This is a genomic window from uncultured Exiguobacterium sp. (assembly GCF_964277885.1).
In the GTDB taxonomy this organism is placed as follows: Bacteria; Bacillota; Bacilli; order Exiguobacteriales; family Exiguobacteriaceae; genus Exiguobacterium_A.
Genome location: NZ_CAXYJR010000005.1, coordinates 1,897,378 through 1,912,334, shown reverse-complemented (window position 1 = coordinate 1,912,334; position 14,957 = coordinate 1,897,378). Strand labels below are relative to the sequence as shown.

Sequence of the window (14,957 nt, the reverse complement as noted above, 5' to 3'; positions counted from 1 at the left end):
GAGGTGTTTTTTTGCGTGTCTTGATTTTAAACGGACCTAACTTGAATTTACTCGGAACGCGCGAACCGGATACATATGGAACGGCGACGTTAGCCGACTTAGAACACGAGCTTCGCGTATATTTTCCGAACATTCAGTTTCGGTTCGAACAATCGAACCATGAAGGACGACTGATTGATGTTCTTCACGAGGAACGAGGGGCGGACGGTATCGTCTTCAATGCGGCTGCCTACACGCATACGAGTATCGCGTTACGTGACGCAATTGCCGCGATCGAAGCACCCGTCATCGAGGTCCATTTATCGAATGTCCACGCACGTGAATCCTTCCGGCATCATTCGATGATCGCACCCGTCTGCAAAGGTGTCATCGCTGGACTTGGCATGACGGGATATCGTCTGGCAACGGAAGCACTTCAAGCTTTACAACAATCGGAACAAGGGGGAAATCAATCATGAAACAACGGATCGAGGCGTTACAAGCAGCTTTAAAGGAACGGGATCTTCCGGGATTACTCGTCACGAAAGCAGAGAATATTCGTTACATTTCCGGCTTCACGGGTTCAAGTGGTGCGTGTCTCGTAACAGAAGAACAAGCCTACTTCGTGACGGATTTCCGTTACACGGAGCAAGCGGCAGACCAAGTCAAAGGAATGGAGATCGTTCAAATCGAACGTTCAATTCCAGAGACGATGGGCGAATTGATGGCAGGGGCACGTGTTCGCGCAGTTGGCGTCGAAAAAGATGCGATGACACTCGGTGCTTTTGAAGCGTACGATCAAGCTTCTTCGATTGAGCTTGTTCCGACGACAGGAATCATTGAAAACCTACGCTTGATTAAGGATTCGTCAGAGATTAAGATGATTAAGGAAGCGGTGGAGCTCGCGGATGCGACCTTCCAACACATCTTGACGTACATTCAACCAGGACGGACGGAACTTGAAGTATCAAATGAACTAGAATTCTTCATGCGTAAGCATGGAGCGACGTCTTCTTCTTTCGATACGATCGTTGCATCGGGCTATCGTTCTGCCTTGCCACACGGTGTTGCCAGTTCGAAGGTCATTGCGACAGGCGAACTCGTCACGCTTGATTTCGGGGCGCTTCTGAACGGTTATGTTTCAGATATCACACGGACTGTCGCAGTTGGTCCGATCAACGCCGAATTGCAGAAGATCTACGATACAGTCTTACAAGCGCAACTAGCGGGTGTCGACGGTTTAAAACCAGGTATCACAGGGATCGAAGCGGACGCATTGACGCGTGATATCATCAAAGAAGCAGGATACGGCGAGTATTTCGGTCACTCGACGGGACACGGCATCGGTCTAGAAGTACATGAAGGACCTGGTCTGTCTTTCCGCTCTGAGACGAAACTTGAACCGGGCATGATCGTCACGGTCGAACCAGGTATCTACGTGCCGCAAGTTGGCGGATGCCGGATTGAAGATGACGTCTTGATCACGGAAACAGGTCGAGAAATTCTTTCGTCTTCACCAAAAGAACTGATCACTCTCTAAGCAGAGTGACGGGACATTTTAGGAGGAACCATTCATGGTATCAGTAAACGATTTAAAAACAGGATTAACGATTAAAACTTCAGACGGTATGATTTGGCAAGTACTTGAATTCCAACATGTTAAACCGGGTAAAGGGGCAGCATTCGTACGGACGAAAATGCGTAACATCCGTAACGGAAACATCCAAGAGATGACATTCCGCGGCGGTGAGCGTGTCGAGCGTGCACACATCGAGCGTAACAAAATGCAATACCTTTACCCAATGGGCGAGACATACGTCTTCATGGACACAGAATCATATGAGCAGTTGGAACTGACGACGGCACAAGTCGAAGCAGCTCTTCCATACTTGCTTGAAAACATGGAAGTTCAAATCGCGGTTTACAACGGCGAAATCCTTGGTCTTGAATTACCGAACACAGTCGTCATGACGATCGTTGAAGCAGAGCCTGGTGTTAAGGGTGATACAGCTTCGAACGTCAAGAAAAATGCGACAGTGGAGACAGGTCATATCATTCAAGTCCCACTCTTCATCGAAGCAGGCGAAAAAGTAACGGTTGATACACGTACAGGTGATTTCACAGGTCGTTACAACGGATAATATTGAAACGACAAGACGTCTCTCACCTTTTATCAGGTCGAGAGACGTCTTTTTTCATCCAGCTTGACTTGCATCCAATGGTATGACCAGTTAATATAAGTATTTGAGTAGGCATTAGCACCTGGTATAATAATTGTGAATACAGCATAGATGGGGGAAGAATGACAGATGAAAATCGATCAGTTGAAGCAAGTACTTGAAATGCTCGATCAGTCGAGTGTAAATGAACTCTCACTCGAGACGGATACGTATAAATTGAAGTTGAAGAAACAAGGAGAGACGGTAACGGTCTCGCATCAAGCACCTGCTGCGCCAGTAGCGGCACCTGTTCCTGCTCCTGTGAAGCAAGCAGCTGCACCTGTTGAAGAAGAAACAGTCGCAGACGACACGATCACGATCAATGCGTTGATGGTCGGAACGTTCTATTCACGTCCGAATCCGGATAAACCGGCATATGTTAAAGTAGGGGATCGGATCGAAGTCGGTCAAGTCATCTGTGTCCTTGAAGCAATGAAACTCTTCAATAACTTAAACTCGGAAGTATCTGGAACGGTCGTCGAGATTCTTGTCGCCGATGGAGATCTCGTTGAATTTGGTCAACCACTCTTCCGGATCCGTCCGTAAAACTGAGGTGAACAGCATGGAAAAATTATTGATTGCCAATCGTGGAGAAATTGCCGTCCGTATCATTCGAGCGGCAAAGGAACTTGGAATACAAACCGTTGCTGTCTACTCGACGGCGGATAAGGAAGCTTTGCACGTTCGTTTAGCCGATGAGGCGTACTGCATCGGTGAGGCGAGTTCTGCTTCATCTTACTTAAACGTTACGAATATCCTCGCGATCGCGACGAACCGTCAAGTGACGATGATCCACCCAGGGTACGGTTTCTTAGCCGAGAACGTTGATTTTGCTGAGATGTGTGAAGCGTGCGGGATCAAGTTCGTTGGTCCGACGTCGGATGCGATCCGTCAGATGGGGATCAAGGACGTTGCGAAGAAGACGATGATCGAGTGTGGCGTGCCCGTCGTACCTGGTTCAGATGGAACGGTCACGGACGAAGAAGCGGTCGCACTAGCGCAAGAAATTGGTTATCCGGTCATCATCAAAGCAACAGCAGGTGGTGGAGGTAAAGGGATTCGGGTCGCTCGTTCGGAAGAAGAGCTGATCAACGGGCTAAGTGAGACACGCCGTGAAGCAAAACAAGCTTTCGGAAACGGGGATGTCTATTTAGAGCGCTTTATCGAAGAATTCCGCCATGTCGAGGTACAGGTCCTCGCTGACCGTCACGGCAATGTCATTCACCTTGGTGAACGGGATTGTACCGTCCAGCGCCGGATGCAGAAACTGATCGAGGAGGCACCATCACCTGCGGTCAGTGAAGCGACACGATTGAAGATGGGCGAGGCTGCCGTAAAAGCCGCACAAGCGATTCAATATACGGGAGCTGGAACAATCGAATTTATCTTCGTCGAAGAGACAGAAGAATTCTTCTTCATGGAGATGAACACACGTATTCAAGTCGAGCACCCAGTAACGGAGATGATCACGGGGTTCGACCTCGTTCAAGCACAACTGCAGGTCGCGCTTGATCATCCACTTGCCGTCAAACAAAAGGATATCAAGTTCCACGGTCATTCGATCGAATGCCGGATCAATGCCGAGGATCCAGATCATGATTTCCGTCCGTCTGCTGGACGCGTCACACAATACGTGACACCAGGCGGAATGGGTGTGCGCATCGATAGCGCGGTCTATCCAGGGTACATGATTCCACCATACTATGACTCGATGGTTGCGAAATTGATCGTTCATGCGGAAACACGGGAAGAAGCATGTGCGAAGATGGAACGTGCACTAGCTGAATTTTGGATCGAAGGTGTCAAGACGACGATCCCGTTCCACGAACGTGTTCTCAGTCACCCGGTATTCCGGCGTGGGACGTTCACGACGAAATTCGCAGAGCGTGAGCTAAAAGGTACGATCGTTAACTGAATCAGGACGGGAGTTTGTGCGACGAACTCCCGTCTTTTTTTGGCGTTCTCTATGTTTTTTAAAAGAGGAATGTGCTAAACTAACTGATTGAGAACGACAAAAAAAGGAGCACGCAAAATCATGATGAAACGACACATGGCACGCGAACTCGCAGTCCAATCTTTGTTCCAAATGGAGCTTTCGGATCTGACTGCACAAGAGGCCATTGAATTCGCGGTAGAAGGTAAGGAATATGACACATTCGTCGAGCAATTGGTGAACGGTGTCGAAACGAACAAAGTAACGATTGACCAACACATCCGAGAAGCACTGGTCAACTGGTCATTCGAACGACTCGGAAACATCGAGCGGACGATTCTTCGCTTAGCAGTCTACGAATTATTATTCGAAACGAACATTCCAGTTCGAGTGACGATCAACGAAGCGATTGAATTGACAAAGGCGTTCGCTGACGAAGAAGCGACAAAAATCGTGAACGGTGTTCTCGGTAAGGTCGCACAAGGCGTCGTTAAAGAAAATTCATAAACGTGTAAAACCGAATAGAGACAAACAGACAGAAGAGTGAATCGAACTTTTTGGGGGAGTGGACAAATCATGGCAGTAGTAATCGATGGAAAACAGGTAGCCCATTCATATCGTATGAAGCTGAAAGAAGAAGTCGCACGTCTGAAAGAACAGCGGATTCAACCGCAATTGACTGTCATCCTGATTGGCGAAGATCCTGCTAGTCAGTCCTATGTACGTGGTAAAGAAAAGGCAGCGAAGGAAATCGGCATGGATTCGGAGTTGATCCGACTGCCGGCAGAAACAACGGAATCAGAGCTTCTTCACTTGATCGAACGTCTGAACGTTGATGCGAGTGTCCATGGGATTCTCGTTCAATTGCCGTTGCCTGACCATATTGATGAGAGTAAAGTCATTTTTGCGATTTCTCCTGAAAAGGACGTCGATGGTTTTCATCCTGTCTCTGTCGGGAAAATGATGATTGGTGAACCGACATTTTTACCGTGTACACCAAACGGTATTCTTCATCTCGTCAAAGAGATGAATGTACCGATTGCCGGTCAGCACGTCGTTGTCGTCGGTCGTAGTCAAATCGTCGGAAAACCCGTCGGCATGTTGTTCTTAAATGAATCGGCTACCGTTTCCTATTGTCATTCAAAAACTAAAGACCTCGGTGCGATGACGCGTCAAGCGGATATCTTGATCGTCGCAGTCGGCGTACCGAAGCTGATTACGGCGGATATGGTGAAACCGGATGCTGTCGTCATTGACGTTGGTGTCAACCGTGTCGATGGCAAACTCGTCGGTGATGTCGAGTTTGATACGGTACAAGACGTTGCATCGATCATCACACCTGTTCCAGGTGGCGTTGGTCCGATGACGATCACGATGCTACTGCATAACACGATCGAGGCCGCGAAATGAGCGAACCTCTTCACGTTTCCGATTTAGTCCACTATGTCAAACGTGAACTAGAAGGCGACGCCCTTCTGCAACAAGTCCAGGTGGTGGGAGAAGTGTCGAACTTTAAACGACACTCTTCCGGTCACCTTTATTTTACGTTAAAGGACGAGCAGTCACGGATGAAAGCCGTCATGTTTGCCCGGGATGCGAGTCGAGTCAAAGCAGACGTTCGTGATGGAATGCGTGTCGTTGTCACCGCGCGCTTATCCGTCTACGTCTCTTCAGGAGAGATGCAACTCTATGTCGAACGGATGACGGAAGATGGCATAGGAGCGCTATATGAGGCGTTCTCACGCTTGAAGGTGGATCTTGAAGAGCGTGGTTGGTTTGATCCAGCCATCAAACAATCGTTGCCAGCTTTTCCAGAGCGCATCGGGATCATCACGTCGCCAAAAGGAGCAGCGCTTCATGATATCGCAACGACACTCCGGCGCCGTTACCCGCAAGCGGCCATCGTCTTTGCCCCGGTCCTTGTACAGGGAGCGGACGCGGCACCACAAATCAGTCGTGCCATTCAGCTGATGAATGAGCATGCTGCCTGTGATGTGTTGATCATTGGTCGTGGTGGTGGTTCGATTGAGGAGCTGTGGGCATTTAATGAAATGTCTGTCGTGACTGCCGTGTTTGAATCACGCATTCCGATCGTCTCTGCTGTTGGTCACGAAACGGATTTTACGATCAGTGATTTCGTCGCCGACGTTCGTGCGGCTACACCAACGGCAGCGGCAGAACTCGTCACTCCGGAAGCAGAGGCACTCACTCGACGGGTACAGGATGTGAAGCGTCGTTTAGAACGAACGTATGCACAACTCCTTAAAAGTAAGCAGGAGCAAGTGACGCGTCTAGCTGCAAGCTACGGTCTGAAATCGCCACGCGTCTTACTTGGACTGAAGCAAGAACAATTGGACCGGACCGAAATGTTGCTCCAAAAAGAGATGCAGCATATCGTGACTCAAAACCGACAGCAGGTGGAGCGTCTTGACACACGCTTAATGCGAGTACCTGTGCGTGATCGATTCGCACAACAACGGATAACGATTGAACAGTCACGGCGTCGACTCGAAAGCGTGCGTCGGCTTTTGAATTCGAAACAACAACAGGTGCGTCATGTGCTCGCGCGACTCGACTCTGTCAGTCCGACGCATGTCCTGATGCGCGGCTATACGTATGTCGAACAGGATGGGCAAATCGTCCGTTCCGCGAAGGCATTGACAGCGTCTTCGTTCGATATCCGATTCCATGATGGAACGATTCGTGCCAAACGAGAGGATGGGGAGTAAGAATGGAGACGGAACAATCTTTTGAAGAAGCATTGGAACGACTAGAAGAGATCGTCACATTACTCGAAGAGGGGGAAGCTCCTCTGGAACAAGCGATGGCTCTTTATGAAGAGGGCGTCAAACTGACAGCTCTTTGCCAAGGGAAGTTATCCGTTGCTGAGAAAAAACTCGATCAAATCCTGGAGCAAGATGGTACGCTTCGGGAAAAAGGAGGAGCACAATGATTGCCTTGCATGAATGGAAGACACAAGTCGAAAACAAAATGGCAGAGTTCATGGAGCGACTCGATGCACCGGACCGCTTACGTGACTCGATGCGGTATTCACTCGATGCGGGTGGGAAACGGATTCGCCCAGCCTTGATTTATGCCGTGCTCGATGCCTTTTCGATTGATCGCTCAAAAGGAGATGCGACTGCTGCGGCACTTGAGATGATTCATACATATTCACTGATTCACGATGACCTTCCAGCAATGGACGATGATGATCTTCGTCGAGGGCGTCCGACGAATCATATCGCTTTTGATGAAGCGACAGCGATTTTAGCAGGAGATGCCTTGCTCACGAACGCCTTCAGCTGCCTCCTCGAGACACCGGTTTCGCCCGAAGTGAAGCTTGCACTTGTCGAACGGTTGGCAACTGCAGCGGGAGCTTCAGGAATGGTCGGCGGACAACTGGATGATATGCTCGGTGAGCGTGGCGGCATCAGTGACGTAGCGGAACTGGAATCGATTCATCGCCGCAAAACAGGAGCGCTTCTCGTCTTTGCGGTCGAAGCGGGTGGATTGCTTGCCGCGGTCAGTCCGACTGATCTTGAACACCTTCACCAATATGGTCGTCATCTTGGGATTGCGTTTCAAATTCAAGATGACATCTTAGACGTGACAGGAGATGCTGAAAAGATCGGCAAGCCGGTTGGTAGCGATGAAGGAAATGAAAAAGCGACGTATCCGAAACTCCTCGGTCTTGAAGGTGCGAAACGTGCACTGACGGCTCAGGTGGAAGCAGCGGAACAGGCGATTGAGGCATTATCGGTCGAAGCGACGACACTTAAGGAACTGCTAGACTTCGTGGTCAAGCGTGACCATTAAGCAGGACGACGCATCGTGCGTCGTCTTTTTCTATGCTGACAATGGCGCTCGATAGATTGTTCTAGTACAATGTAGGGTACAAACCCTATAAGATTGTAAGGAAAAGAGGCGGTAAGGTATGAAATTGACAGAAATACAGGATCCGTCATTTTTAAAGCGTATGTCGGTCTCCGAACTCGAAGTACTCGCAGGCGATATTCGACGCTTTTTGATTGAAGAATTAGCGACGACAGGTGGACACTTGGCACCGAACCTTGGTGTCGTCGAGTTGACGCTTGCGTTGCATCGTGAATTCGACAGCCCGAATGACAAGTTCGTCTGGGACGTCGGACACCAAGCCTACGTGCATAAGATTTTGACAGGACGCGCGAGCCAGTTTGATACGCTCCGTCAGCACAAAGGACTCTGTGGATTCCCGAAACGCAATGAAAGTGTGCATGACGTCTGGGAGACAGGGCACAGTTCGACTTCGTTGTCAGCAGCAATGGGGATCGCTGTTTCAAACGAATTGAGCGGTAAGGATGACCGTGCGGTCGCGATCATCGGTGACGGGGCATTGACAGGCGGTATGGCCCTCGAAGCATTGAATCACATCGGAGCAGAGCAACAAAACGTCATCGTCATCTTGAACGATAACGAGATGTCGATTGCACCTAACGTTGGGGCGATGCATCAAATGCTTGGACGGATTCGTTCATCGCGTAAAGTACGCTTTGCGCAAGACGAGCTCGAAGCGTTGATCAAAAAAATTCCGGTCATTGGCGGACGTCTTGAAAAAGGAAGCGAGAAATTGAAGGAAGCCGTCAAGGGAGCGCTTGTTCCTGGGATGTTCTTCGAAGAACTTGGCTTTAACTATTACGGTCCGGTCGATGGACACGACCTCAATGATTTGATTGAACAGCTCAATTACGTGAAAAAAGAAGAAGGACCTGTCCTGCTTCATGTCATCACGAAAAAAGGGAAAGGCTATCGTCCGGCAGAGTTTGATGGGGTCGGCACATGGCACGGTCTTGGACCATACAAGATGGAGTCCGGCGAAGTCATCAAAGGGAAATCAAAAGCACCAAGTTATTCCTTTACGGTAGCGGATACCTTGACGAAGATGGCACGCGATGATGAAAAGCTGACATTGATCACACCAGCGATGAGTGTCGGTTCAAAACTTGATTGTTTTGAAAAAGAATTCCCTGAGCGGATGTTTGACGTCGGGATTGCAGAACAACATGCTGTGACGTTCGCGGCAGGTCAAGCGACGCAAGGGATGAAACCTGTCGTATCGATCTACTCGACGTTCTTCCAGCGTGCATACGATCAGCTCGTTCACGACGTGGCACGTCAAAATCTCGATGTGACGTTTACGATTGACCGTTCAGGACTTGTCGGTGCGGACGGAGAGACACACCAAGGGGTCTTCGATATCGCCTTCATGCGTCACGTGCCGAATATTCGGATCGTCATGGCGAAGGATGAGAACGAACTTCAACACTTGCTCTATTCTGCCGTCAAATATGAAGGACCAATTGCGGTTCGTTTCCCACGTGGAGAAGGAATCGGTGTACCGATGGACGAGACATTGCACGAAATTTCACTTGATACATGGGAAGTTGAACGTGAAGGAACAGATGTCGCGATCCTTGCATTCGGACCACAAGTGCAAGATGCACTCAAAATAGCAGATCTCCTAGCAGGCGAACTGTCGGTTCGTGTCATTAATGCCCGGACGATCAAACCGCTTGATGAGAAGATGCTGAACGCCCTTTACGCAGAAGGCATTCCACTCGTGACGCTCGAAGAAGCCGTCTTAAAAGGTGGATTCGGATCAGCAGTTCTAGAGCACGCGAACGAGCAGGAAGCATTCCCACGCGTCAAACGCTTCGGTATTCCAGATTGGTATATCGAGCACGGCGGTGTCAACGAGTTACTAGAAGAAATCGGATTATTACCTGGACAAATCGCAGAAGAAGTACGCGCTTTCGTCAATCAAGGAAAGAAACAGAGTGTGTGACGATTCATGGAAAATGTAAAAAAAATCCGCCTCGACGTTCTTCTCGTCGAGCGCGGTTTGTTTGAAACGCGTGAAAAAGCGAAACGGTCGATCATGGCTGGACTGGTCTTTAGCGGAACAGAACGATTGGAGAAGGCCGGTGAAAAGGTCAAGTCCGATATCGATTTGCACGTCAAAGGTCAGTTGATGCCTTATGTCGGTCGTGGAGGCTTCAAGATGGAAAAGGCACTTCAAGTATTCGATTTTGATGTCACGGGTAAAACAGGTCTCGATATCGGATCGTCAACGGGTGGTTTTACCGACTGCTCCTTACAAAATGGAGCGGCACATATGTATGCGCTGGATGTCGGTTCCAATCAGCTGGACTGGAAGCTTCGCTCGGATGACCGTGTGACAGTGATGGAGAAAACGAACTTCCGGCATGCGACACCAGATATGTTCCCTGTCTCGCCACAGTTCGCGACGATTGATGTGTCATTCATCTCGTTACGATTGATGCTTCCACCGCTGACGACGATCCTCGTCGAAGGAGGAGACGTCATGGCGCTCGTCAAACCACAATTCGAAGCTGGGCGTGATGATATCGGTAAAAAAGGTATCGTGCGTGACGAACGGATTCATGTCCGAGTGCTCGATGAGATGATCGAATTCTTCATTCAACAAGGGTTCTATGTCAAGCAGCTCGACTATTCACCGATTACCGGTGGAGAGGGGAACATCGAGTTCTTGTTGCATGCGCGCCTTGGTCAACCAGGGCTTGATCCATCCGTCGATGCGACGGAGACGGTCAAGCAAGCACATGCTAGTCTTTAAACGAACAGATGAAAACGAGGACGGATCCGGTTCATGGGTCCGTCTTCCTTGTTGTTCGGAGCGATGAAAACCGTATAATAAAATGGCAAACGTGGACTTTTAATGATTTATTGGATTACAATAGTAACATCGAATAATACTGTGAGGTGCAGGGATGACAAAGGGGCAACGGTTGATTAAGATTCGGGAGATCATCACCCAATCAGAAGTAGAAACCCAGGATGAATTGGTAGAGGAATTACGGAATGCAGGATATAAGGTGACACAGGCAACGGTATCACGAGATATTAAGGAACTCCATCTCGTCAAAGTCCCGTTGAATGATGGACGTTATAAATACAGCTTACCCGCCGACCAACGCTTCAACCCACTCGGGAAATTGCGGCGTCTGCTCGGGGATAGCTTCATCTCGATTGATTCTGCTCAAAATCTGATTGTCATGCATGTCCTGCCGGGAAATGCGAACGCAGTCGCTGTCTTACTGGACCATTTGAGCTGGAACGAACTGCTTGGGACGGTGTGTGGGGACGATACGATCCTATTGATCGCACGAAGTGAGGAACAAGCGAAAGAAGTGACGGAACGAATTTTAGAAATGCTGTAAGGAGTTGACAGGATGCTAGCTGAATTATCGATCAAACAATTTGCGATCATTGACGAGCTACAGATCGACTTTAAAAAAGGAATGACCGTCTTGACTGGGGAAACAGGTGCCGGTAAATCGATCGTTCTCGACGCGATCGGATTATTGATTGGTGGACGTGGATCCGCAGAATTCGTTCGATACGGGGAAGATCGGGCGGAACTAGAGGGGTTGTTTCTGATTGAGGACGACCATCTCGTCTATGATCTCGCAGAAGAGTATGGTATCGATATCGAAGATGGATTGATCATCTTGCGACGTGATCTGTTCGCGACCGGGAAAAGTGTCTGTCGCGTCAACAATAAGCTGGTCACACTGACGATCTTACGTGAGTTCGGGCGTGTCCTTGTCGATATGCACGGGCAACATGAACATCAGCATTTAATGGACAGTACGTATCATCAAGCGATTCTCGATGACTTCGCGCAAGAGGCAATTGCGCCGCTTCTTCAAGCCTACCAGTCCGGTTACCAAGCGTATGAAGAAAAACGGACGGCTTTGCAATCGCTCGCGCAAAGTGAGCAGGAACTTGCACAACGGATTGATTTGTTGTCATTTCAGACAGAAGAGATTGAAGGCGCAAAACTTCGGGCGCATGAGGAAGATGAGTTGCTTGTCGAGCGGAATCGTCTCGCGAATTTCGAGAAGCTATATGCGTCACTGAAGACAGCGTACGATGCTTTGCATGATGAGATGCGCGGTATCGACTCTGTAGGAGACGCGATGCGTGAACTACAGCAAGCGTCAAGTATCGACGAACAGTTTTCGCAGCAGAGTGACGCGATCGCAAGCGCTTTTTATGGACTCGAAGAAGTCGGGTATGCGATTCGAGATCAACTTGAAACACTTGAGTTCGATTCCAATCGTCTCGATGAGATTGAACAACGTTTATCCGTCTTCCAACAACTGAAACGAAAATACGGGGCGACGATCGAGGAAGTCATTGCATACGGTGAGAAAATTCGAGTTGAACTTGATACGATGACGAATCGAGATGAACGGATTGAGCGCTTAAAAGCCGAAGTCGAACAGCTCGAAGGCGAATTGTTTGAGATTGGTGGTCGTCTCTCGCAACAACGGCGAAAAGCGGCCGTTCAATTAAGCGAAGCGATTCATCTGGAGTTGCGTGAGCTCTACATGGAGAAAGCGCGGTTTGAGATTCGTTTTCTTCAAGATGGAAAAACGCCGACGCTGCGCAAGAACGGGATCGACCAAGTGGAGTTCTTCATCATGACGAATGCGGGCGAGCCGTTCAAGTCGCTCGGAAAAGTCGCATCGGGTGGGGAATTATCCCGTATCATGCTCGGACTGAAGTCGATTTTCTCGCGCTCGGTCGGGGTCGCCTCGATTATCTTCGATGAAGTCGATACAGGTGTCTCGGGTCGTGTCGCCCAAGCGATGGCTGAAAAGATCTATCGTTTATCAGTAGACGGACAAGTGCTTTGTATCACGCACTTACCACAAGTCGCTTCGATGGCCGATCAACATCTCTATATTCGGAAGATTGAGGAGACGGATCGTACGACGACCCAAGTCAACGTCTTGTCTCAAGCAGATCGAGGGAATGAACTCGGACGGATGATCTCCGGCGCGCATATGACGGATTTGACGTTACGTCATGCCGAGGAATTGATGGATCAGGCGAAGACGATGAAAGAATCGCTTAAAAATGGGGTGTAAGGATTGATTAAAGTCGGGATAGCAGATGATAATCGCGAAATGGTCGAACTGATTCGCCAACATATCTCTGCGCAAGAAGACATGGAAGTCGTTTGCGTCGCCTACAACGGCGAGAGTTGTCTCGAACGCATGAAAGAACATGAAGTGGATGTATTGCTCCTCGACATCATCATGCCTCATTTAGATGGGCTGGGTGTCCTTGAAGAGTTGATGAAGAAAAAGAAGAATCCTGCTGTCATCATGTTGAGCGCCTTCGGTAAGGATGAGGTCTCACAACAAGCGGTCACCCTCGGAGCATCATACTTCTTACTTAAACCGTTCAGCATGGATCAGCTCGTTCAAAAAATTCGTCTCGTGACGCATCAAGGACAAGCACCGATCGTCGAAACGATTGACTTAAGAGTCGGTACGACACTGCGAGAAGTGGGAATTGCTCCGCATATCAAAGGGTTTACCTATTTAAAGGACGCTGTCTTAATGGTGCTTGAACGGGAAGATTTACTTGGATTGATTACAAAGGAACTCTATCCGACGATCGCGAAGAAACACCAAACGACAGCATCTCGTGTCGAACGAGCGATGCGTCACGCCATCAAGTCCGCTTGGAACGAAGGGATGCAACAGCACGAGCTCTTCAACGGTCGAATCGAACAAGAGAAAAGTCCAAAGAACTCGGAGTTCATCTCGTATGTTTCGAGTCATATGAATCAAGAACAATCTGGTTAAAGGAAACACACCGTCTGATGGTTAGACGGTGTGTTTTTAGTTCCGATCCCGTTCATAGTAAGCGATCAACACACCGTTATCAAGCGTGTGTCGTTTTGTGACGTTCCAAGTGAGAGGCGTCATTCCGTTGCCGGGAAATAGACGTTTACCAGAACCGACGATGACCGGATAGTGGATCAATCGAAGTTCATCAATCAGATCCGCTTGATACAGTACATGAACGAGTTCACTACTACCCCAGACGTGAAGCGGTGGTCCGTCCTGTTGTTTCAAAAGCTCTAGTTCAGAAGTCGGCTGCTTTAAATACATCGTCGGCTGCCAAAGAATAGGTGGTGCATGACGCGTGGCGACATATTTCATGGTATGATCGGCAACTGGCCAGATATCTGCATGGAGCGGCCAGTAACTCGACCATTGCTCGTATGTCGCGCGACCGAGTAACAGGGCGCAATCCTCTTGCATCCATTTACGGATGACCTGACCGATCTCAGGATGTTGGAACGAAGTAGTCCAACCACCATGGGTAAAACCGTTACTTGGATCTTCTGTCTTATCGCTCGGTGCTTGAATGACACCGTCTAACGATAGATGCTCGAATACGATGATTTTTCGCATGAAAGATCTCCTTTCGATTACGATCTGCTTATAGCATACCGTAAAGTTAAAAATATATAAAAGCGTTTACAAATAAATATTGCATAAACTGAAATGTTTGTTATAATAAAAGTACCAAATGATTTGGCAAGACGTCAGATGAACGTCGAGTCGGCGAGGACTCCGGAAATCCCGTTGATGAACATCATCTCAGAACGCCAACTGTAAATGGCTCAAGAATGCCGGACGACATTCTCTTGGTAGAAGTCGTACCAAGGTATCTTGTTCATTCTAGATGGGAAATCTCGAATGAATGGGAGCTTCCATGATTTCGAAGCTAGGGAAAAGTGGAAGGTAACGGATCGTCTAAAATGAAAAGTACAGTTCGTGAAAAGGAGTGTTGTCTAGCAGTGATTGTTAGCAACCGAATGTTTGACTGCTTCAAGCGGATGACATTACGCTCCACCTAGGTCCCGAGTACAGTCAGATGATGGAACTGAAATACCATTCTATCGTTAGCCCGATAGCCAGATCTGATTTCTTTCC

General features: G+C 48.8%; 16 protein-coding genes. 15 read left to right on the top strand and 1 reads right to left on the bottom strand.

What is annotated here, in order from left to right:
- Positions 1-11 precede the first annotated feature (11 nt).
- The 15 genes from aroQ to spo0A all read left to right on the top strand — a co-directional run bounded on the left by aroQ (position 12) and on the right by spo0A (position 13,817).
- Complete coding sequence (aroQ, locus tag ACHWTJ_RS11850; protein ID WP_294742796.1) at positions 12-458, top strand: type II 3-dehydroquinate dehydratase; 447 nt, start codon at positions 12-14, stop codon at positions 456-458.
- Positions 455-1,519, top strand: coding sequence for a Xaa-Pro peptidase family protein (locus ACHWTJ_RS11845; RefSeq protein WP_035409103.1), 1,065 nt, complete (start codon positions 455-457; stop codon positions 1,517-1,519). Before aroQ ends, ACHWTJ_RS11845 begins: the two co-directional genes overlap by 4 nt.
- 34 nt (positions 1,520-1,553) lie before the next feature.
- Positions 1,554-2,120, top strand: a complete 567-nt coding sequence (gene efp / locus ACHWTJ_RS11840) for an elongation factor P (protein WP_023467577.1) — start codon at positions 1,554-1,556, stop codon at positions 2,118-2,120.
- 168 nt (positions 2,121-2,288) lie between these two features.
- Entirely contained in the window at positions 2,289-2,744 is a 456-nt protein-coding gene (gene accB / locus ACHWTJ_RS11835) for an acetyl-CoA carboxylase biotin carboxyl carrier protein (protein ID WP_294742790.1), read from the top strand.
- A 16-nt stretch (positions 2,745-2,760) separates the two neighbouring features.
- Positions 2,761-4,113, top strand: a complete 1,353-nt coding sequence (gene accC / locus ACHWTJ_RS11830; RefSeq protein WP_053452803.1) for an acetyl-CoA carboxylase biotin carboxylase subunit — start codon at positions 2,761-2,763, stop codon at positions 4,111-4,113.
- A 123-nt stretch (positions 4,114-4,236) separates the two neighbouring features.
- A complete protein-coding gene (nusB, locus tag ACHWTJ_RS11825; protein ID WP_294747861.1) occupies positions 4,237-4,638 on the top strand; it encodes a transcription antitermination factor NusB in 402 nt (133 codons plus the stop codon).
- 69 nt (positions 4,639-4,707) lie between these two features.
- A complete protein-coding gene (folD, locus tag ACHWTJ_RS11820; protein ID WP_394679773.1) occupies positions 4,708-5,541 on the top strand; it encodes a bifunctional methylenetetrahydrofolate dehydrogenase/methenyltetrahydrofolate cyclohydrolase FolD in 834 nt (277 codons plus the stop codon).
- Positions 5,538-6,860 (top strand): exodeoxyribonuclease VII large subunit, encoded by a 1,323-nt coding sequence (xseA, locus tag ACHWTJ_RS11815; RefSeq protein WP_394679772.1) that lies wholly within the window; start codon positions 5,538-5,540, stop codon positions 6,858-6,860. Before folD ends, xseA begins: the two co-directional genes overlap by 4 nt.
- A gap of 2 nt (positions 6,861-6,862) precedes the next feature.
- The gene (gene xseB / locus ACHWTJ_RS11810; RefSeq protein WP_023467583.1) at positions 6,863-7,084 is read left to right on the top strand and encodes an exodeoxyribonuclease VII small subunit; all 222 of its coding nucleotides are present in this window, start codon (positions 6,863-6,865) and stop codon (positions 7,082-7,084) included.
- Positions 7,081-7,950, top strand: a complete 870-nt coding sequence (locus tag ACHWTJ_RS11805) for a polyprenyl synthetase family protein (protein ID WP_294742781.1) — start codon at positions 7,081-7,083, stop codon at positions 7,948-7,950. The genes xseB and ACHWTJ_RS11805 overlap by 4 nt, the downstream gene beginning before the upstream one ends.
- A gap of 118 nt (positions 7,951-8,068) precedes the next feature.
- The gene (gene dxs, locus ACHWTJ_RS11800; protein WP_294742779.1) at positions 8,069-9,955 is read left to right on the top strand and encodes a 1-deoxy-D-xylulose-5-phosphate synthase; all 1,887 of its coding nucleotides are present in this window, start codon (positions 8,069-8,071) and stop codon (positions 9,953-9,955) included.
- Positions 9,956-9,961: 6 nt separating this feature from the next.
- The gene (locus ACHWTJ_RS11795; protein WP_394679771.1) at positions 9,962-10,768 is read left to right on the top strand and encodes a TlyA family RNA methyltransferase; all 807 of its coding nucleotides are present in this window, start codon (positions 9,962-9,964) and stop codon (positions 10,766-10,768) included.
- 154 nt (positions 10,769-10,922) lie between these two features.
- Complete coding sequence (gene ahrC, locus ACHWTJ_RS11790; RefSeq protein ID WP_023467586.1) at positions 10,923-11,372, top strand: transcriptional regulator AhrC/ArgR; 450 nt, start codon at positions 10,923-10,925, stop codon at positions 11,370-11,372.
- A gap of 12 nt (positions 11,373-11,384) precedes the next feature.
- Positions 11,385-13,091, top strand: a complete 1,707-nt coding sequence (gene recN / locus ACHWTJ_RS11785; protein ID WP_294742774.1) for a DNA repair protein RecN — start codon at positions 11,385-11,387, stop codon at positions 13,089-13,091.
- 3 nt (positions 13,092-13,094) lie between these two features.
- A complete protein-coding gene (gene spo0A / locus ACHWTJ_RS11780) occupies positions 13,095-13,817 on the top strand; it encodes a sporulation transcription factor Spo0A (RefSeq protein WP_074668437.1) in 723 nt (240 codons plus the stop codon).
- Positions 13,818-13,853: 36 nt separating this feature from the next.
- Here the strand turns inward: spo0A and ACHWTJ_RS11775 are convergent, their stop codons facing one another.
- Positions 13,854-14,432, bottom strand: coding sequence for a dihydrofolate reductase family protein (locus ACHWTJ_RS11775; RefSeq protein WP_394679770.1), 579 nt, complete (start codon positions 14,430-14,432; stop codon positions 13,854-13,856).
- Positions 14,433-14,957: the final 525 nt, after the last annotated feature.

Excerpts from the sequence above, each read along its gene's own strand:
- ACHWTJ_RS11805 (WP_294742781.1), top strand. The coding sequence starts at position 7,081 with ATGATTGCCTTGCATGAATGGAAGACACAAGTCGAAAACAAAATGGCA.
- ACHWTJ_RS11795 (WP_394679771.1), top strand. The coding sequence starts at position 9,962 with ATGGAAAATGTAAAAAAAATCCGCCTCGACGTTCTTCTCGTCGAGCGC.
- accC (WP_053452803.1), top strand. The coding sequence starts at position 2,761 with ATGGAAAAATTATTGATTGCCAATCGTGGAGAAATTGCCGTCCGTATC.
- accB (WP_294742790.1), top strand. The coding sequence starts at position 2,289 with ATGAAAATCGATCAGTTGAAGCAAGTACTTGAAATGCTCGATCAGTCG.
- nusB (WP_294747861.1), top strand. The coding sequence starts at position 4,237 with ATGAAACGACACATGGCACGCGAACTCGCAGTCCAATCTTTGTTCCAA.
- efp (WP_023467577.1), top strand. The coding sequence starts at position 1,554 with ATGGTATCAGTAAACGATTTAAAAACAGGATTAACGATTAAAACTTCA.
- ACHWTJ_RS11845 (WP_035409103.1), top strand. The coding sequence starts at position 455 with ATGAAACAACGGATCGAGGCGTTACAAGCAGCTTTAAAGGAACGGGAT.
- xseB (WP_023467583.1), top strand. The coding sequence starts at position 6,863 with ATGGAGACGGAACAATCTTTTGAAGAAGCATTGGAACGACTAGAAGAG.
- ACHWTJ_RS11775 (WP_394679770.1), bottom strand. The coding sequence starts at position 14,432 with ATGCGAAAAATCATCGTATTCGAGCATCTATCGTTAGACGGTGTCATT.
- recN (WP_294742774.1), top strand. The coding sequence starts at position 11,385 with ATGCTAGCTGAATTATCGATCAAACAATTTGCGATCATTGACGAGCTA.
- ahrC (WP_023467586.1), top strand. The coding sequence starts at position 10,923 with ATGACAAAGGGGCAACGGTTGATTAAGATTCGGGAGATCATCACCCAA.
- folD (WP_394679773.1), top strand. The coding sequence starts at position 4,708 with ATGGCAGTAGTAATCGATGGAAAACAGGTAGCCCATTCATATCGTATG.
- dxs (WP_294742779.1), top strand. The coding sequence starts at position 8,069 with ATGAAATTGACAGAAATACAGGATCCGTCATTTTTAAAGCGTATGTCG.
- xseA (WP_394679772.1), top strand. The coding sequence starts at position 5,538 with ATGAGCGAACCTCTTCACGTTTCCGATTTAGTCCACTATGTCAAACGT.